This window comes from Candidatus Polarisedimenticolaceae bacterium (assembly GCA_036376135.1).
Lineage (GTDB): Bacteria > Acidobacteriota > Polarisedimenticolia > Polarisedimenticolales > DASRJG01 > DASVAW01.
This window is the reverse complement of the sequence record DASVAW010000045.1, coordinates 73,782-91,318: the sequence shown is the minus strand read 5'-3', so window position 1 is coordinate 91,318 and position 17,537 is coordinate 73,782. Positions and strand designations below refer to the sequence as shown.

Genomic DNA, 17,537 nt, shown 5'->3' with positions numbered 1-17,537 from the left:
GCGTTGGACGGACGAGCGGACAAACGAGTCGTGACGGATCGAAAGGTTCTGAGTCCCGAGGAGTTCTGGCGGAAGTACGATGCTATCGAATCGCGTCTGACCGCGCCTCTTAGTGAGCGGATGCTCGACCTCGCAGGGGTTGGGCCAGGTATGCGCGTTCTCGACCTGGCGACCGGACGAGGCGAGCCGGCGCTACGGGCTGCGCGACGAGTAGCTCCGGATGGCACCGTTGTAGGTGTAGACCGGGACGACGCGGTCCTGGAGATCGCGAGGGACAAGGCACGTCACGGTGGAATGTCGAACCTCGACCTCCGCTCGGCGGACGCGGCGATCTCTCCTGACGTCCCATCGAACTACTTTCACGCGGTGACCGTTCGGTGGGGATTGATGTACATGTCCGCGCCGATCGCTGCTTTGGTGAATGCCCGCAAGGCACTGCTGCCGACAGGTGTGGTGGTCGCAGCCCTGTTGGCTGAGCCTGATCGAGTGGCGTATTACTCGCTTCCGAGGCGGCTGCTGGCACGCTACCGTGCGCTGCCGGGCATCGACCCTGAAGCGCCCGGACCGTTTCGCTATGCGGACCTCGAGCGAATCACTCGCGACTTCGCCGAGGCAGGACTGTCGATCGATCACGTCGAGGAGATGGAGGTCACCGTCTTCGAGGCCGATACGGACGCGGAAATGGTCGATTGGGTGCGGGCCATCGGTCTGGATCGACTGCTGAGCGAGCTGTCGGAAGCCGATCAACGAGCCTGGGAGTTAGACCTGGGGGCTGAACTGCGGCGGATTGGCGGAGGCGGACGGCTGCGACTGGGAGCCGTGTCTCGGATTGTCCGTGCGCACGGGCTTGATGCTCCAGAGTGAGCCGTCCAACCGCGCGTTCCAGCGGACCGGGCTGCGCCCTGCGGCCGAACGCGATAACGTTCGATTGCGCGGCTGGCCCAAGGAGTATGTTCGGAACCGAAAGATCATTCGCGGAAGGCCGCATCCCGGGAGAGAGCATGGACAACGCAAGCCTGCTGAAGAGCCTCTACGACGCGTTTGGTCGAGGGGACATCCCGACCGTTCTCGAGGCCATGAGCGCGGATATCAGGTGGTATCAGGCGGAGAACAACCCCTATATGCCGAGCGGCGAGGCCTGGGTGGGACCGGACGCCGTCCTGAACAACCTGTTCATGAAACTGGGGACGGAGTGGGACGGCTTTGCCGTCCACACCACGTCATTCCACGCTGCCGGCGGCAGCGTGATCGTGGAAGCACGCTACAGCGGAACGTACAAGCCGACGGGCAAGGGCATGGACGCGCAGGTGTGCCACGTCTGGGACATCAAAGACGGCAAGGTGACCAGGTTCCAGCAGTACGTCGACACGGCCAAGCTCCAGGACGTCATGGGGGTGAGATAGGGCCCGGCATGCTCGTTCGGGCTCTGTCGCGTTGGAGCGACAGAAGAACCGTGTACCAGCCGCCTAACAACCCGTTCCGGCGGCCGCACTCGCGTGCCACGCCCCGTTCAAGGCACGAGTCGCGCCACGCGGGGCGCCCCCGAACGTGTGCTTCAGGCAGGCGGAGGTCTGGCTCATGGATACGTGGAAGTTTTTCGACATCACTCATCGGGAGCACGTGGTCTGCAATCCCACGAGCGAAGAGAAGTTGGCGCGGCTTGTTGGACTCCTCCGCCTTCCCGACGATGCACGCGTGGTCGACATCGCATGTGGGAAGGGTGAGTTCCTGATTCGTCTCGCTGAAGCGTACGGCGTCCGCGGAATCGGAATCGACATCTCGCCCTTCTGCATCGCCGACGCGCGGAGACGCCTGGAGATGCGGGTGCCAGGGGCAGAGGTCGACTTCAGAGAGATGAACGGTTCTGACTTCAGGCCCGAAGAGCCGCATCGCTTGGCTCTGGCCTCGTGCATCGGTGCCAGCTGGGTGTTTGGTGGGCACGCAGCGACTTTGGACGCGCTGTCGGGCATGGTTCAGCCCGGTGGTTGGGTAGTCGTCGGGGAGCCCTACTGGCTCCGGGGACCATCCGAGGACTACCTCGAGGCCGCCGGGGCGACCCGAGACGACTTCGGGACACATTCCGGTAACGTCGAGGCGGGGGAGTTGCGAGGACTCGACTTGGTTCACACCTTCGTGAGCAATGGGGACGACTGGGACCGGTACGAAGGTCTTCAATGGTATGCGACGGCCGAGTACGCCCGGTCCCATCCGGACGACCAGGATCTGCGCGAGCTCTTGGAGCGCGTCGCCAAGGCGAAGGCCTTGTACCTTCGATGGGGGCGAGACACCTTGGGCTGGGCGATCTATGCCTTCAGGACTCGTTCCTCCCCGGGTGCCGTGCCGGCTGCTTAACGAAACGAGGAGCGCGTCGTGGCATTCCTGATCGGAACGGTTCTGGCACTCGCCATCGGTTTGTTCGCCACGGTCGTCGGCCTGGACCGCGACCGGGCCTTCTATCCCACGGTGATGATCGTCATCGCGTTGCTTTACTCCTTGTTCGCCGTCCTCGGCGGGTCCACGCACGTGCTCGTTCTGGAGGCGCTGGCCGGCGCGGTCTTCGTGGCGCTCGCGGTGTGGGGTTTCAAGTCGTCGCTGTGGATCGTCGCGGCGGCGCTCGCCGCCCACGGGATCTTCGATCTGGTTCACGGCGAAGCCATCGCGAATCCGGGAGTTCCGGTGTGGTGGCCGCCGTTCTGCCTCGCGTACGACGTCACGGCCGCCTGCTACCTGGCGTGGCTGCTCCGCCGGGGGCGCACGCGTGTCGCCGGCTGACGTCGGGCTCGAGGCGAGCTCCGTGGCGCCGCGGACACCCCGGACGCTACGATGCGGGCCGGGCCCCGCGCGAGGCTTCCATGGACAAGCGGGTCTGGCACGCCGTCTACGACGAGGGGATCCCGGCGGAGTTCGCCTTCGCCGACCTCACGCTGCCCCAGGCGCTCGACCGCGCCGCGGAGCGTCACCCGGAGAGCACGGCGATCTGGTTCCTCAACCGGCGGCTCACCTACCGCGAGCTCAAGGATCAGGTCGACCGGCTCGCGACCGCTCTCGCGCGGCTCGGGGTGGTGAAGGGGACGCGGGTCGCGATCCAGCTCCCGAACCTCCCGCAGACCGTCATCGCGTATTACGCGGTCCTCGCCGCCGGCGGGCACGTCGTGATGACGAACCCGCTTTACGTCGCCCGCGAGATCGAGCACCAGTGGTTCGACGCCAACTGCGAGGTCGCGATCGTCGCCGACTTCCTGTTCGAGCAGCGCATCCGGCCGATCCGCGAGCAGCTTCCGGTGAAGCACTACGTCGTCGCCTCCATTCCGGAATACCTCGGCTTCCCGCTCAACCTCCTCGCCCCGCTCAAGCTCGGGCGCACCCGGCCGCCCACCTACGCGAAGGTCCGGCCGGAGCCGAACGTCCACCGCTTCCGCAGGCTGGTCGACGGGACCCGGCCGGATCCCCCCGCCGTCACGGTCGGACTCGACGACATCGCCGTCCTGCAGTACACGGGCGGGACGACCGGCGTCGCGAAGGGCGCGGTCCTCACGCACCGCAACCTCTCCGTCAACGCGCAGACCGCCGTGGCGTGGCTGCACATCGACGACTCCGCCTCCGACGTCTTCCTGTCGGCGCTGCCCCTCTTCCACGTCTTCGGCATGACGACGTGCCTGAACTTCCCGGTCTTCGCCGCGTGCGCGATGGTCCTCGTCCCCAACCCGCGCGACATCCACGCGCTCGTCGAGGCGGTGACCAGGCGCCGCGTCACCCTGTTCATCGGGGTCCCCGCGATGTTCGCCGCGGTCGCGGACTACCCGGGGATCGCGAAGCTCGACCTCTCGTGCGTGAAGGCGTGTTTCTCGGGCTCGGCCCCGCTTCCGGTCGACGTCTTGCGCCGCTTCGAGCAGGTCGCCGGCGCCCCGATCGTGGAGGGATTCGGCCTGACCGAGGCCTCGCCGGTCACGCACGGCAACCCGCTCGGCCGCCGCAAGGTGGGGAGCATCGGCGTCCCCTTCATCGAGACCGACGCGAGGATCGTCGATCTCGAGACCGGCACCCGCGACCTCCCCGTCGGCGAGGAGGGAGAGCTCCTCGTGAAGGGGCCGCAGGTGATGCGCGGCTACTGGAACCGCCCCGACGAGACGGCGCTCGCCCTGCGCGACGGATGGCTTCGCACCGGCGACATCGCGCGGATGGACGACGAGGGGTACTTCTTCATCGCCGGACGCAAGAAGGACATGATCCTCGTCTCCGGGTACAACGTGTACCCCGACGAGGTGGACGCGGTGCTGATGTCCCACCCCGCGGTCCAGGAGGCCGCTTCCATCGGCATCCCGGACGCGAAGCGTGGGGAGGTCGTCAAGAGCTTCGTCGTCGTCAAGGCGGGGATGGTCGCGACGGCGGAGGAGATCGAGGCGTATTGCCGGGACTACCTCGCCGCGTACAAGGTGCCCCGCGCGGTGGAGTTCCGGAAGGAGCTCCCGAAGAGCACGGTGCTCAAGATCCTCCGGCGGGAGCTGCGGGAGGAGGAGCTCGCGAAGGGCCCGCGTTAGGATGTCCCCTTCCACGAGGGCCCCGATCCGCGCAAGCGCCGGCCAACCCGTAGGCGGGGCGCCTCGGCCCGGGACGCGGGGAGCGCGCCGGGGGTGTCGGACCGAAGGGAGGACGATTGAACGACTCGCCCCTGCTCAACCGCGAGCTGCTTCCCCACAACACCTGCTTCGGGTGCGGGCTCGACAACCCCGCCGGACTGCACATCGAGATCCGACGCGATCCGGCGGAGGGGGCGTTGTCCGGCCGCTTCGTCCCCACCTCGAGGATGGACGGATTCCCCGGCATCACGCACGGGGGCCTCGTCTACACCGCGCTGGACTGCTTCTCCACGTGGGTCGCGACCCTCCTCGGGCCGAACCGCGAGGCCGGGTGGATCCTGCGATCGGCCACGACGACCTACCACCGGCCCGCGCCCGTCGGAAGACCGCTGACCCTCGTCGGACGGATCCGGGAGCAGGCGGGTCCGTGGGACCCCCTCGTCGTCCACACCGAGGCGCGGCTCGAGGACGGGGTGGTCTGCGTCGAGGCGGACTTCAAGGTGGTGCCGCTGACCCAGGAGAAGCTGGCGGCGGTCGGCGGCCTGCGGGAGATCCCCGACAACTGGAAGTTCTTTCTCTCCGGAGGGGAGTGAGCGGATTTCGGGGGGGACGGCGGCGGGTCAGGATCCGGAAAGCAACTCCGCGTACCGGCCCGGATCGACGTTGCCGCCGCTGACGATCACGACGACCCGCTTCCCGGCGGCGCGCACGACGCCGTGGAGCAGCGCCGCGGCTGCCAGGCAGCCGGTGGGCTCGACGACGAGCTTCATGCGCTCGGCGAAGAAACGCATCGTCTCGACGAGTTGCGCGTCGGTGACGGTGACGAGGCGTCCGACGAGTTTCCGGATCACCGGGAAGGTGAGCGTCCCGGGGGCTTGCGTTTGCGCGCCGTCGGCGATCGTGCGCGGGGTTCCGATCGTCACGATCTCCCCGCGGGCGAGACTCAGCTGCACGTCGTTGCCGGCCTCGGGCTCGACGCCGATCACCTCGATTCCCGGGGTCGTGCCGTGCGCGGCCGTCGCGCATCCGGAAAGCAACCCGCCGCCGCCGACGCACACGAGGAGCAGGTCGAGCGTCCCGGCTTGCTCGATCAGCTCGAGGGCCGCGGTGCCCTGGCCGGCCATGACGTCCGGGTGGTCGAAGGGGGGAACGAGCGTCATTCCGCGCTCGGCGGCGAGGCGCCGGCCGATCGCCTCGCGGTCCTCGGCGTAGCGGTCGTACCGCACGATCCCGCTCCCCGGGACTCCGTGCTGGTACCCGAGGGTCGCGGCGAGTTTCCCCGCCGGCGTGTCGTGCGGCATCACGAGGACCGACGGCATCCCGAGCAGGCGGGCCGCGAGGGCGATCGCCTGCGCGTGATTCCCCGACGAATACGCGAGCGCCCCCTTCGCGCGCTGCTCCGCGGAGAGCTTCGCGAGGGCGTTGTAGGCTCCCCGGAACTTGAAGGCGCCCATGCGCTGGAAGTTCTCGCACTTGAAGAAGACGGTCGCCCCGGTGCGGGCGTCGGCGGTGCGGGAGGTCAGAACCGGCGTACGATGCGCGACGCCCCGCAGCCGCTCCGCGGCCGCGGCGACATCTGCGAATCCGATCGCGAGATCGCTCATCGCGCGGAGCGTACACCAGGCGCTATCGGCCGCTGGGAGATGCGGGTCCCCGAATTCTCGTCGATCGTGTCGAATTCCTGCCGCGCCGTACGTCGCACGGGGGAAGGAGAAACGCGATGCCCGCCGTCACGTCCCGCGATGGAACCTCGATCGCCTATGAAACGAGGGGATCCGGCCCCCCCCTGATCCTGGTGGACGGAGCCTTTTGTCACCGCGGCATGGGACCGATGCCCGATCTCGCGAAACACCTCGAGCCGCACTTCACCGTCGTGCTGTACGACCGGCGAGGGCGCGGGGCGAGCGGGAACGGCGCTCCCTGGTCGATCGAGCGCGAGGTCGAGGACCTCGCGGCGCTCGTTCACGCCAGCGGCGGCTCCGCGTCGCTGTTCGGCATCTCCTCGGGGGCGGTCCTGGCCCTCGACGCGGCGGCGAGCGGCCTTCCGGTCTCCAAGGTCGCCGTGTACGAGCCGCCGCTCATCGTCGACGCCACCCGCGAACCGGTCTCCGAGGAGTTCGTGCCGGGGATGAAGCGGCTTCTCGCCGAGGGGAATCGCGCCGAGATGGTGAAGCGCTTCATGCGCCTGGTCGGTGCTCCCGGGTTCGTGATCGCGATCATGCGGCTGATGCCGAACTTCAAGAAGCTCGTCGAGGTGGCGCACACGCTGCCGTACGATCTCTCGCTCCTCCACGGGCTGCAGAGCGGCAGGTCCTTGCCCGAGGGGCGCTGGTCCGGAGTCGCGGCGCCTTGCCTCGTGATCGACGGCGGGAAGAGCCCGCAGTGGATGCGCAACGGAGCGGAGGCGCTCGCGCGGATCCTGAAACGCTCCTCCTACCGGACGTTGCCCGGGCAGACGCACATGGTGAAGTCGAAGGTCCTGGCGCCGGCTCTGATCGAGTTCTTCGGGGCGAGGTGAGACCACGATGCGATTCCTGCTGATGAACAAGACCAACGCGCACAACGAGGCGGGGCTCCGCCCGCCGCAGGAGCTGATCGACGGCGTGGGGCGGAGCCTGGGGGAGATGAAGCGGCAAGGGGTGTTCCGCGACGCCGCCGGGTTGCGCCAGACGAACCTGGGCGTCCGCATCGCCGTTCGCGGAGGGGTCGGCACGGTCACGCCGGGCCCGTTCGGGGAAGACCACGCCTTGCCGGCGGCGATCTGCCTGCTGCGCGTCCACACGCGGGACGAGGCGGTCGGATGGGCGTCGCGCTTCGGCGCGGCCCTGGGCGACGCGGACTTCGAGATCCGGCCGCTGACCGAGCCGTGGGACCTCGGGTTCGGCGAGAAGCCGAAGGACCTCGCCACGACGAGGTTCATGATCGTCGCCAAGGCGACGGCGGCGTACGAGGCCGGGGAGCTTCCGCCCCCGCCGGCACGCGCGGCGGTCGCCGGGGTGATCGCGGAGATGAAAGGCGCCGAAGTCTTCCTCGGCGCCGAGGTGATGCAGCCGGGCTCGCGCTCCAGGCGGGTCCTCCGGCGGGGAGCGACGGCGGTCGTCCTCGACGGACCCTTCGCGGAATCCAAGGAGCTCGTCGGGGGCTACGTCACCCTCGAGCTCGCGTCGATGGAGGAAGCGCTCGCGTGGGCGGTCCCGTACACCGAGGTGCTCGGGGAGTGCGAGCTGGACGTGCGGCCGTTGTTCGAGGTGCCCGAGCTCGGCGTCTTGAACCCCGACCCCGATTTCGGGTAATCCTCCACCACACCGGGGCGCAACCCCGGAGGGAGGAATCGTGAAGAACGCTTGCCGGGTGGGATCGCTGCTGTTGGTTCTGGGATTCGCCGTCCCGGCGGGTGCGCGGGCGGAGAGCGCGCTGGCGACCCGGTCGCTGCTCGACGGCAAGGTCGAGATGCTCGTCCCGACCTCGTTCCAGCCGATGCCGGAGGCGCAGCTGAAGCTCAAGTACCCGGCGGAGCAACGTCCGACCTTCGTGTTGTCGAACGAGACGGGCTCCGTCAGCCTCGCGTTGAATCACACGCCCAACGCGATGCCCCCCGAGGAGCTCGACGCCGCGCATGCGTACTTCGACGGGTCGTTCCGCAAGCTCTACCCTTCCGCGGTGTGGTTCCGCAGCGAGGTGACGACGCTGGCGGGGCGACGTTGCATCCTCCTCGATCTCCGAACCCCCGCGCTGGACACCGACGTCCGCAACGTGATGCTCGGCGCGTCGCTCGAGGGGCGGCTGCTGCTGCTCAGCGTGAACGTCACGAAGGAGCTCGAGGGGGAGTGGATGGAGACGATCCATCGGATGATCCAGTCGGTGGTGGTCAAGCCGTGACTCCCGCTCCCGGCCGCCGCGACACCTGAGGTCCCGATGCCGATCCACGTCGTCCGACTCGGCTCGCCCCGCCTTCCGGGAGAAGGACTCCGCCTCGGGACGGTCCGCCGTCCGCCGCGCGGCGTGCCCAGGAAAGACCTCGCCGCCCGCGACTTCTACGACGTCTGGCTCCCCGAGGCGGCCCCGAGCGAGGCGCTCTTGAAGCAGGGGCTCGCCGCGGCGGACGCCCGCGCGTGGGGATCGTTCGCGAAACGGTATCGGCGGGAGATGGCCGCCCCCGCCGCGAGCCGCCTCCTCGACCTGCTCGCGGCGTTGTCGCACACGACCGCTCTCGCGGTCGGGTGTTATTGCGCCGACGAGGCGCATTGCCATCGGTCGATCCTCCGGGAGCTCCTGGTCGAACGGAAGGCAAACGTGGTTTGACCGCGGTCACGGCCGCGCGATCCGCTCCTGGGCTACGGTGCGTCGCCATGCCGGCGCGCGAGGCCCCCGCCCCCGGACTTCGAAGGAGCGAACCGTGAGACTCGTGACGAGCCTTTTGTGCCTGGTCGTGGCGTCGGCCGCTTTCGCGGGACAGGAAGGGCACTGGTCGTATTCGGGGGAGGCGGGGCCCGAGGCGTGGGCCAGGTTGTCCCCGCAGTTCAGCGCCTGCGCGGGGATGGAGCAGTCTCCGATCGACCTGACCGGTTTCATCGAGGCCGAGCTGCCGGCGCTCGGGTTCGCCTATCGGCCGGGCGGGACCGAGATCCTCAACAACGGGCATACGGTGCAGGTGAGCTACGCCGCGGGGAGCAGCCTCAGCGTCGACGGGATCGCATTCGAGCTCAAGCAGCTCCACTTCCACACTCCCAGCGAGAACCGGATCGAGGGGAAGTCGTTCCCGATGGAGGCGCACCTCGTCCACGCGGATCGAGACGGGAATCTCGCGGTGCTGGCGCTCCTGTTCGTGGACGGGGAGGAGAACGGCGCCCTGAAGTCGATCGTCGCGACGCTCCCGACGTCGGCGGGGGAGAAACTCGCGCTCCCCGCCGCCTTCGCCGCGGAGTCGCTCCTCCCCGCCGATCGCGACTACTACCGGTTCAGCGGCTCGCTCACGACCCCGCCGTGCACCGAGGGGGTGCGCTGGCTCGTGCTGAAGCGGGCCGCTCCGATCTCGGCGGCGCAGGTCGAGGCGTTCGCACACGCCATGCACGGGCCGAACAACCGGCCGGTGCAGCCGGTGCACGCGCGGCCGGTCCTGAAATAGGACAAAAGAATTACTTGACATCAAGTATGAAATAATGTACATCTCCTCCCGGCCCCGGAGGAGATGCCCATGCAACCGATCCTGTGGAGCGTGCTCGCGATCGCGGGGGCGTTCGCCGTCCTCTTCGTCGCGGTGAACCGGGCGCGCCGGCGCCTGCCTCCGATCGAGGTTCCGGCGGGGGAGACGATTCCGACCACCCCGCTGCAGCGCCTCGCCCTGTTCTCGCTCGCCGCGGTGCTGGCGTTCTCGGCCGGTGCCGCGGCGGTCGTCGTCCGGGCCGGAGCCGAGTCCGCCTGGAACGACGACGTCGTGCGCCTGTCCGCGACGGGACTCGTCCTCGCGGCGGTCGCGGTGTACGCCCATTACGGGGTGCGTGTCGGGCTCTGGGCCCGAAGGGACGGCGGAATCCTGGACGAGCGCGACCGCGCGATCCTGGCCGCGGCCCCGGCGGGACAGGCGCCGGCGATGCTCGTGACCCTCGCGGCCTGGATGATCGCGTTGATCGAGCGTTTCCACGCGACGCACCAGGTGCCCTCGCCGTATCTCTACCTGATCTTCTGGTCGGCCCTGCTCGTGTCGATCCTCGCCCTGCTGGCCGGGGTGGTGATCGGCTACCGGCGGGCCTAGCCGTGCCCAAGGCGGAGATCCGCAACGAGATCCGGCGGCTGCGCTTCGAGCACGACGAGATGACCCAGCAGGAGCTCGCCGACCGGGTCGGGTGCACGCGCCAGACGATCCTCGTCCTCGAGCAGGGGCGGTACGTTCCCTCGCTGGTCCTCGCGCTGCGGATCGCGAAGGTCTTCGGGATGCGCGTGGAGGACGTCTTCCGCCTCGAGGAGTCCCGATGAAACCGAGCGCCGACGTCGAAACCGTGATCGCCTGGCTGAAGCGCCGGGGGACGAAGAAGAACCGCGACGGGATGGCCCGTTACGCGATTCCGTCCGACCGCGCGTTCGGCGTGTCGGTGGGGGACCTGCGCGACCACGCGAAGGCGCTCGGCCGCGACCACGACCTCGCCGCGGCGCTCTGGGCGACGGGGTGGTACGAGGCGCGGATGCTGGCCTGTTTCGTCGACGATCCGGCGGCGGTGACCCCCGCCCAGATGGACCGATGGTCCCGGGACTTCGACAACTGGGCGATCTGCGACCACGCGACGTTTCACCTCTTCGACCGGACGCCCCACGCCTTCGGGAGGGTCAAGGCGTGGTCCCGCAGTCGGGAGGAGTTCGTGAAGCGCGCGGCGTTCGCCCTCCTGGCCGCGGTCGCCCTGCACGACAAGCGCGCCCCCGACGCCGTTTTCCTCGAGGGGCTGCGTCTGATCGAGCGTGCCGCGAACGACGAGCGGAACTTCGTCCGGAAGGGCGTGAGCTGGGCGCTGCGCTCCATCGGCCACCGCAACAGGGCGTGTCACGCGGCGGCCGTGGAGCTCTCGGAGCGTCTCGCGGCGTCGGCGGACGCGACCGAGCGGTGGCTCGGCAAGGACGCCCTGCGCGACCTGAACCGCGCCGCGGTGGTCCGGAGGGTTGCGTCCCGGGCGTAACGCGGCCGTTGCCTCCGGCGCGTCCCGCAGGCAAGCTGGACCGGTTTCCCCCGGGAGGAGGGCCCGATGCGCTGCGCCACGGTCGTCGTTCCGGCCATTCCGGCCGAGGCGGCGTCGCCCCGCGACGTCGCCCTCGTGCTCCGGATCGGGAGGACCCCGAAGTGAACCCGCGCTTCGTGCTCGTCGACGTCTTCACCGAGACCCGCTTCGGCGGAAACCCGCTCGCCGTCGTTCCCGACGCCCGCGGCCTGACCGACGCGCAGATGCAGCGCCTCGCGCGCGAGATCAACTTCTCGGAGAGCACCTTCGTCCTTCCGGCGGAGCGCGGGCACACCCGCCGCGTGCGCATCTTCACGCCGACGCGGGAGGTTCCGTTCGCGGGGCACCCGAACGTCGGCACCGCCTTCGTCCTCGCCGCGACCGGGGAGCTGGGCGCGTTCGGCGACGCGACGCGCGTCGTCTTCGAGGAGCAGGCCGGACTCGTCCCCGTCGCGATCCGGCGCCGCGGGAACGGATTCTTCTGCGAGCTGACCGCTCCGGAGCCGCTCTCCCTGGGATCGCCGGTTCCGGCGGCGCTCGTCGCCCGGGCCCTCTCCCTCGAGTCCTCGGAGGTCGTCGTCGCGCACCACCCGCCGCGCGTCGCGTCGGTCGGCCTGCCGTTCGTGATCGCGGAGCTTCGCGACCGCGCCGCCCTCGAGCGTGCGCGCATCGTCGCCGAAGGCTTCGACGCGATCGCGGCGCTCGGGGTGATGCCCGACCTGCACCTCTACGTCCGCACCGGCGACGGCTTCGACCTGCGCACGCGGATGTTCGCGCCCCACGACGGCGTTCCCGAGGATCCCGCGACCGGGAGCGCCAACGCGGCGCTCGCGGGACTTCTCGCCTCGCTCGAGCCGGGGGAGGGCCTCATGCGATTCCGGATCGCCCAGGGGGTCGAGATGGGACGCCCGAGCATCCTCGAGGCGACGGTCGAGCGGCACGCGGGGTCGGAGCCGTCGATCCGCATCGGCGGTGCGAGCGTGATGGTGGCGGAGGGGCGGTGGACCCTCGATCGGGAGGGGACGTGAAGCTCGCGTGGATCGGGGGCGCGATCGTCCTCGTGGCGTACGGGCTGCACCGCCTGGCGTCGTGGGCGGAGGCGCGAGGCTGGATCTACTACCTCAAGCGTCGCGGAAGCAGCGGGACCCTCGGCGACGCGTTCCTGGAGGTGCAGACGATGTTCGATCCGTCGAAGAAGATCGTCCTCGAGGAGAGACGCCGCGAGGTGCGCGAGGAGCACGACGCGGGCGGGCCGCCGCGAACCTGATCCCGTCCGAGCGGGAGCGGCCCGGTCGGAAGGTCGGGGGTGCGTGGACGTCGGGGACCGGGAGGAGCTGGGGTGAGCGCCGAAGTGCTCCGGGACGGCTATCGGATCACGACCGACCCCGAGGCGGTCGATCGCGACGCGGTGCACGCGTTCCTGGCGCGGAGTTACTGGGGGCAGGGCATGCCGCGGGAGACGCTCGAGCGGGCGATCGCCGGTTCGATCCCGTTCAGCCTGTTCCACGGTGAGGAGCAGGTCGGCTTCGCCCGCGTCGTCACCGATCGCGCGACCTTCGGCTATCTCGCCGACGTCTACGTCCTGGAGGCCCACCGGGGGCGGGGGCTCGGTCGCTTCCTCGTCGAGACCGTCCTCGCCCATCCCGACCTTCAGGGGCTGCGGCGCTTCGTCCTGGTCACCCGCGACGCGCACGCGCTCTACGCCGCCTACGGATTCACGCCGCTGCGCCGGCCGGAGGGGTACATGGAGATTCATCGGCCGGACGTCTATCGCGGCGGAGGCGATCGCGGGTAGAGTCTCGGGCTTTCGGGGGGAAGCCATGCACCTTGCCGACGCCCAGCGCGAGATGCGCGCCCGCTACGCGGGTGGGTTCTACGCCCAGCTCGTCTCCGGGGTCCTGTGGCTCCTCGCGGCCGCGCTCGCGACGTGGGGCACCCCCCGGACGGCGATCGCGACGATCGTCGTGGGCGGGTTCTTCATCTTCCCGCTGACCGAGGCGCTGGTGCGGCTGACGGGGGGGCGCACGCGGATCAGTCCCGAGAACGGGCTGCGCGGGCTCGGGATGCAGGTCGCGTTCGTGTTGCCGCTCTCGATGCCGCTCCTCCTGCCGGTCGGGCTGCATCGACTCCACTGGTTCTTTCCCGCGCTCACGATCCTCCTCGGCGCGCATTACCTCCCGTTCGTGACCCTCTACGGGATGCGCGCGTTCGCGGTGCTCGCCGCGGCGCTGGTCGCCGGGGGCGTCGCGATCGCCCTGTACGCCTCGTCGAGCTTCGGGATCGCGGCGTGGTTCACCGGCGCGGTGCTTTTGGTCTTCTCCGCGATCCTCGGGGCGGCCGCCCGGGGCGACCGCGGATGAGCCTGCTCGGTCGCCTTCACGGAGGTTACGTCCACGAACGCCGCACGACGGTGCTGCGGGACATCCTGACGCCCTGGATTCCCCCCGGAGCGCGGGTCCTGGACGTGGGGTGCGGCGACGGCCTGCTCGCCGAGAGGATCGGCGAAGCCCGACCCGACGTCGCGATCGAGGGGGTGGAGGTCCTCGTTCGCCCGGAGGTGCGGATCCCCGTGAGACCGTTCGACGGCCTCCGGCTTCCGTACCCGGACGGCGCCTTCGACGCGGTCCTGCTCGTGGACGTCGTGCACCATGCGGAGGAACCGGAAGCGCTCCTGCTCGAGACGGCGCGGGTGAGTCGCGGCGTCGTCCTCATCAAGGACCATACCCGCGAGGGGTTCCTGGCCGGTCCGACGCTGCGATTCATGGACCGCGTCGGGAACGCACGGCACGGCGTGGACATCCCGGGAAGTTACTGGCCGGAGCGGGTCTGGCGGGAAACGTTGCCCCGCCTCGGTTTCGAGATCGAGGCGTGGACCGCAGACCTCCCCCTCTACCCGGCGTGGGCGGCCTGGTGGTTCGGTCGATCGCTGCACTTCGCGGCGCGGCTCGCCCCGTCCCTTTCGCGGGCGGCCGCTTCGCCGTAGATTGGGGCGCGATCCCGGAGCCGCGTTTCCCCCTCACCGTCCGCAACGGCCGGCCGGGTTTCGACGCGGGGTCGGGGATCGCGTGGTGCCGAAGGTTCCCGCGCTGGCAAGATGATCGACGTTCTGGAGGTCGGATGCACCGTCTGTTCGCCGCCGTCGTCCTGGGTTCCGCGGCCGCCGCCGTCGCCGCGCCCGTGGAGAAGCCCAAGATCCTCGACCTGTCCCCGAAGGACGGGACCCGGCTCACCCCGCGCGAGCAGCTCGGCGCCCAGGCCAAGGCCGACCTCTCCGCGGTCTACGAGGGTTTCGCCGCCGCGGCCGAAAGGGGCGACGTCGAGCCGTACCTGAAGGTCCGACTCCCCGACTACTCGGAGATCGCCGCCGACGGCCGGACGCTCGACGCGGGTGCCGCGGCCAGGGCGCTGAACGCGTGGATGACGGGATTGAAGCGGCCCGCCAAGATCGCCTACGGCATCGGCACGGTCGAAGTGCAGCAGGACGCGGTCACCGCGCTGATCGGCCGGCGGATCACCACGCGCGAAGTGATCGGCGGGAAGTCGGTCGAGGTGGAGGTCGTGACCCAGCGCCTCGAGACCTGGCTCCGTTCGCCGGAAGGGTGGCGCCTCCGTCACGCGGGGGTCGAGTCGGTCGTCCAGCGGATCGTCGCCGGGGTCGTCGTTCCGGAGCGTTGAGGGGATGGGTCGAAAGCTCCAGATCGCGTTCGCAGGACTCGCCGCCGCCTTCGTGGCGATGCAACTGGTGCCCGTCTCCCGCGAGAACCCCCCGGTGGAAGAGGACGTCGCGGCCCCGGCCGAGGTGGCCTCGATCCTGAGACGCTCCTGTTACGACTGCCATTCGCACGAGACGCGCTGGCCGTGGTACAGCCGTGTCGCGCCGGTGTCGTGGCTCGTCGCCTCCGACGTGCGGGACGGACGGCGTCACCTGAACCTCTCGCGGTGGAACCGGCTCGACGGCGACAAGCGCGCCCATGCGCTGGAGGAGATCGTCGAGGTCGTGACCGAGGGGGAGATGCCGATCCGCGCGTATCTCCTGACGCACCCGGGGGCCGAGCTCACGGCGGCGGACGTCGAGACGATCCGGGCCTGGGCCGGACCGGCGGAGCCGTCCGAGAACTGACGCGGATCAGGCGGTCTCCACGGCCTCGCGGCTGCGCTTCAGGAAATGCCCGCCGCGCCGCAGGAACGAATAACGCGCCGCCTCGCGGTGCAGCGCCTCGATCGCCTTCACGTCGAGCGCCTCGAGCAGGTAACCGTTCTCGCGGATCTGGTCCGTCGCGCTGACCGTCGTGTTGTCGGTGCAGATCGCCACCGGGATCCCGTGCTCGAGGAAGGTGAAGACGGGGTGCCGCTCGCCCTTCCGGACCGCGCCGGTCTGGTAGTTCGAGGTCGGGCAGCACTCGACGAGGACCTTGTCCTTCGCAAGCCGCCGGAGCAGCGCGAGGTCGGACACGGCGGAGCAGCCGTGGCCGATCCGATCGACGCCAAGCTCGTCCACCGCCTCCCAGATGCGCTCCGGCCCCTCGTCCTCGCCGGCGTGCACGGTGAGCCCGAGCCCCCCGCGCCGCGCGACGTCGTAGGCGCTGCGGAACAGCCGCGGCGGATTGCCGCGCTCGGCTCCCGCGAGGTCGAACCCGACGACGCCGCACCGCTCGTGCAGGTGTTGGGCCTCCGCGAGCGCCTGGCGGGCGATGATCTTCGCGATGTGCGGCCCGTGCTGGCGCATCGAGATGACCACGAGGCCGACCTCGAGGTCGGGGTGTTTCCTCGTGGCTGCGTTCATTCCCGACAGCACCGAGCGGATCGCCTGCCGAGGGGTGAGTCCGCCGAAGGTGTGGATCGCGGGGGCGTAGCGCAGCTCGAGCAGGCGCACGCCGTGCCCGTAAGCCTCCTCGACGATGTCCTTCGTGACCCGCGTGATGTTCTCGTAGAACTGGGTGATCCACATCGGGTAGTGGAACTTGTCGAGGTAGGCGAGGAGGGAGCCCTCCTCGGCGGGCTGGAGCTGGAGCAGGCGGCGCATCTCCCTCGCCGTCGCCACCGGGGCGAGGCCGTGGCGCTTCATCAGGGCCCAGGTCGTGCGTACGGGGATCGAGCCGTCGACGTGCTGGTGGAGCTCGACCTTGGGGATCGACTCGAGGCGGGGAGCGTTGGGGCGCACGCAAAGCCTCCGGGGTCGGGCAGTATAATCCCGCCTCCCGTTTCCCCAGGAGATGCGAACCCATGGAGACGATCGGCATCCTGACCGGCGGCGGCGACGCCCCGGGGCTCAACGCGGTGATCCGCGCCTGCGTGCGCCGCTCCCACCAGTACGGGCGCCGGGTGCTCGGCATCCGCAAGGGCTGGAAGGGGCTCCTCACGAAGGACACGGTCGAGCTCGATGCCGGCCACGTCAGCGGGATCCTCCACCTCGGCGGCACGATCCTCGGGACCTCGCGCACCAACCCGTTCAAGAACGACGAGGACGCCGCGCGGGCCAAGGAGAACTTCCGGGCGCTCGGGCTCGATGCGCTCGTCGCCCTCGGGGGCGAGGACACGCTGGGCGTCGCGAACAAGCTCGCGGCGGCGGGGTTCCCGGTCGTGGGGGTCCCGAAGACGATCGACAACGACCTGTCGGGGACCGACCAGACGTTCGGGTTCGACACCGCGGTGATGATCGCGACGGAGGCCGTGGATCGCCTGCACTCGACCGCGGAGAGCCACGACCGCGTGATCGTCTGCGAGGTCATGGGGCGCCACGCGGGGTGGATCGCGCTCCATGCGGGCCTCGCCGGCGGCGCAGACCACATCCTGATTCCGGAACGGAAGATCGATCTCCCGGCGATCTGCGCCGGCCTGAGGCGCCGTCGCGAGGCGGGGAAGAACTTCGGCATCGTCGTGGTCGCGGAAGGGGCGACCCTCCCCGACGGTCACGTCACCAAGGATCAGGAGCTCGACGCCTTCGGGCACGTCAAGCTCGGCGGAATCGGCGAGTACCTCGCGAAGCGGATCGAGAAGGAGACGGGATTCGAGACCCGCTCCGTCGCGCTCGGTCACACCCAGCGCGGAGGGACGCCGACGGCGTTCGACCGCGTGCTCGCGACCCGCTACGGCCTGCTCGCCGCCGAGATGGTCGAGCGGAAGCAGTGGGGGATGATGGCGGCGTGGCGCGGCGGGGAGTTCGTCGCGGTCCCGCTCGCCGAGGCCGTGAAGGAACTCCGTACCGTGCCCGCGGCGCTCTACCAGGAAGCGTCGCGGCTTTTCGCCTGAGAGGGGA

The 17,537-nt window shown here is 69.8% G+C and carries 24 protein-coding genes; 22 read left to right on the top strand and 2 right to left on the bottom strand.

Annotated elements, in window-relative coordinates; genetic code table 11:
- The 6 genes from VF139_04375 to VF139_04350 form a co-directional block, all read left to right on the top strand.
- Nucleotides 1-864: methyltransferase domain-containing protein (locus VF139_04375; protein HEX6850620.1), on the top strand; the 864-nt coding region annotated here is incomplete at its 5' end.
- Between the two features lie 86 nt (nucleotides 865-950).
- A complete protein-coding gene (locus VF139_04370) occupies nucleotides 951-1,403 on the top strand; it encodes a nuclear transport factor 2 family protein (GenBank protein ID HEX6850619.1) in 453 nt (150 codons plus the stop codon).
- Between the two features lie 175 nt (nucleotides 1,404-1,578).
- The gene (locus VF139_04365; protein ID HEX6850618.1) at nucleotides 1,579-2,352 is read left to right on the top strand and encodes a class I SAM-dependent methyltransferase; all 774 of its coding nucleotides are present in this window, start codon (nucleotides 1,579-1,581) and stop codon (nucleotides 2,350-2,352) included.
- An 18-nt stretch (nucleotides 2,353-2,370) separates the two neighbouring features.
- Nucleotides 2,371-2,772, top strand: a complete 402-nt coding sequence (locus VF139_04360) for a hypothetical protein (protein HEX6850617.1) — start codon at nucleotides 2,371-2,373, stop codon at nucleotides 2,770-2,772.
- An 80-nt stretch (nucleotides 2,773-2,852) separates the two neighbouring features.
- Entirely contained in the window at nucleotides 2,853-4,538 is a 1,686-nt protein-coding gene (locus tag VF139_04355) for a long-chain fatty acid--CoA ligase (GenBank protein ID HEX6850616.1), read from the top strand.
- A gap of 116 nt (nucleotides 4,539-4,654) precedes the next feature.
- Nucleotides 4,655-5,170, top strand: a complete 516-nt coding sequence (locus VF139_04350; GenBank protein ID HEX6850615.1) for a hotdog fold domain-containing protein — start codon at nucleotides 4,655-4,657, stop codon at nucleotides 5,168-5,170.
- A 27-nt stretch (nucleotides 5,171-5,197) separates the two neighbouring features.
- On the opposite strand, the gene VF139_04345 is transcribed toward VF139_04350, so the two are convergent.
- Complete coding sequence (locus VF139_04345) at nucleotides 5,198-6,181, bottom strand: threo-3-hydroxy-L-aspartate ammonia-lyase (protein HEX6850614.1); 984 nt, start codon at nucleotides 6,179-6,181, stop codon at nucleotides 5,198-5,200.
- A gap of 116 nt (nucleotides 6,182-6,297) precedes the next feature.
- On the opposite strand from VF139_04345, the gene VF139_04340 reads away from it, so the two are divergent.
- The 15 genes from VF139_04340 to VF139_04270 all read left to right on the top strand — a co-directional run bounded on the left by VF139_04340 (nucleotide 6,298) and on the right by VF139_04270 (nucleotide 15,401).
- Complete coding sequence (locus VF139_04340; GenBank protein ID HEX6850613.1) at nucleotides 6,298-7,095, top strand: alpha/beta hydrolase; 798 nt, start codon at nucleotides 6,298-6,300, stop codon at nucleotides 7,093-7,095.
- A 7-nt stretch (nucleotides 7,096-7,102) separates the two neighbouring features.
- Nucleotides 7,103-7,870, top strand: coding sequence for a YciI family protein (locus VF139_04335; protein ID HEX6850612.1), 768 nt, complete (start codon nucleotides 7,103-7,105; stop codon nucleotides 7,868-7,870).
- A 40-nt stretch (nucleotides 7,871-7,910) separates the two neighbouring features.
- Nucleotides 7,911-8,456 (top strand): hypothetical protein, encoded by a 546-nt coding sequence (locus VF139_04330; protein ID HEX6850611.1) that lies wholly within the window; start codon nucleotides 7,911-7,913, stop codon nucleotides 8,454-8,456.
- 36 nt (nucleotides 8,457-8,492) lie between these two features.
- Nucleotides 8,493-8,879, top strand: a complete 387-nt coding sequence (locus VF139_04325) for a DUF488 family protein (protein ID HEX6850610.1) — start codon at nucleotides 8,493-8,495, stop codon at nucleotides 8,877-8,879.
- Between the two features lie 94 nt (nucleotides 8,880-8,973).
- Nucleotides 8,974-9,702, top strand: coding sequence for a carbonic anhydrase family protein (locus VF139_04320; GenBank protein ID HEX6850609.1), 729 nt, complete (start codon nucleotides 8,974-8,976; stop codon nucleotides 9,700-9,702).
- Between the two features lie 69 nt (nucleotides 9,703-9,771).
- Nucleotides 9,772-10,329 (top strand): hypothetical protein, encoded by a 558-nt coding sequence (locus tag VF139_04315; GenBank protein HEX6850608.1) that lies wholly within the window; start codon nucleotides 9,772-9,774, stop codon nucleotides 10,327-10,329.
- 17 nt (nucleotides 10,330-10,346) lie between these two features.
- Complete coding sequence (locus VF139_04310) at nucleotides 10,347-10,550, top strand: helix-turn-helix transcriptional regulator (protein HEX6850607.1); 204 nt, start codon at nucleotides 10,347-10,349, stop codon at nucleotides 10,548-10,550.
- Complete coding sequence (locus tag VF139_04305; protein HEX6850606.1) at nucleotides 10,547-11,242, top strand: DNA alkylation repair protein; 696 nt, start codon at nucleotides 10,547-10,549, stop codon at nucleotides 11,240-11,242. Before VF139_04310 ends, VF139_04305 begins: the two co-directional genes overlap by 4 nt.
- Nucleotides 11,243-11,403: 161 nt before the next feature.
- Nucleotides 11,404-12,309 carry a PhzF family phenazine biosynthesis protein gene (locus VF139_04300; protein ID HEX6850605.1) on the top strand — a complete coding sequence of 302 codons (906 nt, stop codon included), beginning with the start codon at nucleotides 11,404-11,406 and terminating at the stop codon, nucleotides 12,307-12,309.
- Nucleotides 12,306-12,548, top strand: coding sequence for a hypothetical protein (locus tag VF139_04295; protein HEX6850604.1), 243 nt, complete (start codon nucleotides 12,306-12,308; stop codon nucleotides 12,546-12,548). The genes VF139_04300 and VF139_04295 overlap by 4 nt, the downstream gene beginning before the upstream one ends.
- Before the next feature lie 72 nt (nucleotides 12,549-12,620).
- The gene (locus VF139_04290) at nucleotides 12,621-13,076 is read left to right on the top strand and encodes a GNAT family N-acetyltransferase (GenBank protein ID HEX6850603.1); all 456 of its coding nucleotides are present in this window, start codon (nucleotides 12,621-12,623) and stop codon (nucleotides 13,074-13,076) included.
- A 25-nt stretch (nucleotides 13,077-13,101) separates the two neighbouring features.
- Complete coding sequence (locus tag VF139_04285; GenBank protein HEX6850602.1) at nucleotides 13,102-13,641, top strand: hypothetical protein; 540 nt, start codon at nucleotides 13,102-13,104, stop codon at nucleotides 13,639-13,641.
- Entirely contained in the window at nucleotides 13,638-14,264 is a 627-nt protein-coding gene (locus tag VF139_04280; GenBank protein HEX6850601.1) for a class I SAM-dependent methyltransferase, read from the top strand. Before VF139_04285 ends, VF139_04280 begins: the two co-directional genes overlap by 4 nt.
- Nucleotides 14,265-14,398: 134 nt before the next feature.
- Nucleotides 14,399-14,956, top strand: a complete 558-nt coding sequence (locus VF139_04275; GenBank protein ID HEX6850600.1) for a DUF4440 domain-containing protein — start codon at nucleotides 14,399-14,401, stop codon at nucleotides 14,954-14,956.
- Between the two features lie 4 nt (nucleotides 14,957-14,960).
- Nucleotides 14,961-15,401 carry a heme-binding domain-containing protein gene (locus VF139_04270; protein HEX6850599.1) on the top strand — a complete coding sequence of 147 codons (441 nt, stop codon included), beginning with the start codon at nucleotides 14,961-14,963 and terminating at the stop codon, nucleotides 15,399-15,401.
- A gap of 6 nt (nucleotides 15,402-15,407) precedes the next feature.
- Here the strand turns inward: VF139_04270 and add are convergent, their stop codons facing one another.
- On the bottom strand, nucleotides 15,408-16,442 hold the full coding sequence (gene add, locus VF139_04265) for an adenosine deaminase (GenBank protein HEX6850598.1): 1,035 nt from the start codon (nucleotides 16,440-16,442) through the stop codon (nucleotides 15,408-15,410).
- Nucleotides 16,443-16,504: 62 nt separating this feature from the next.
- On the opposite strand from add, the gene VF139_04260 reads away from it, so the two are divergent.
- Nucleotides 16,505-17,530 carry an ATP-dependent 6-phosphofructokinase gene (locus VF139_04260; GenBank protein ID HEX6850597.1) on the top strand — a complete coding sequence of 342 codons (1,026 nt, stop codon included), beginning with the start codon at nucleotides 16,505-16,507 and terminating at the stop codon, nucleotides 17,528-17,530.
- Nucleotides 17,531-17,537: the final 7 nt, after the last annotated feature.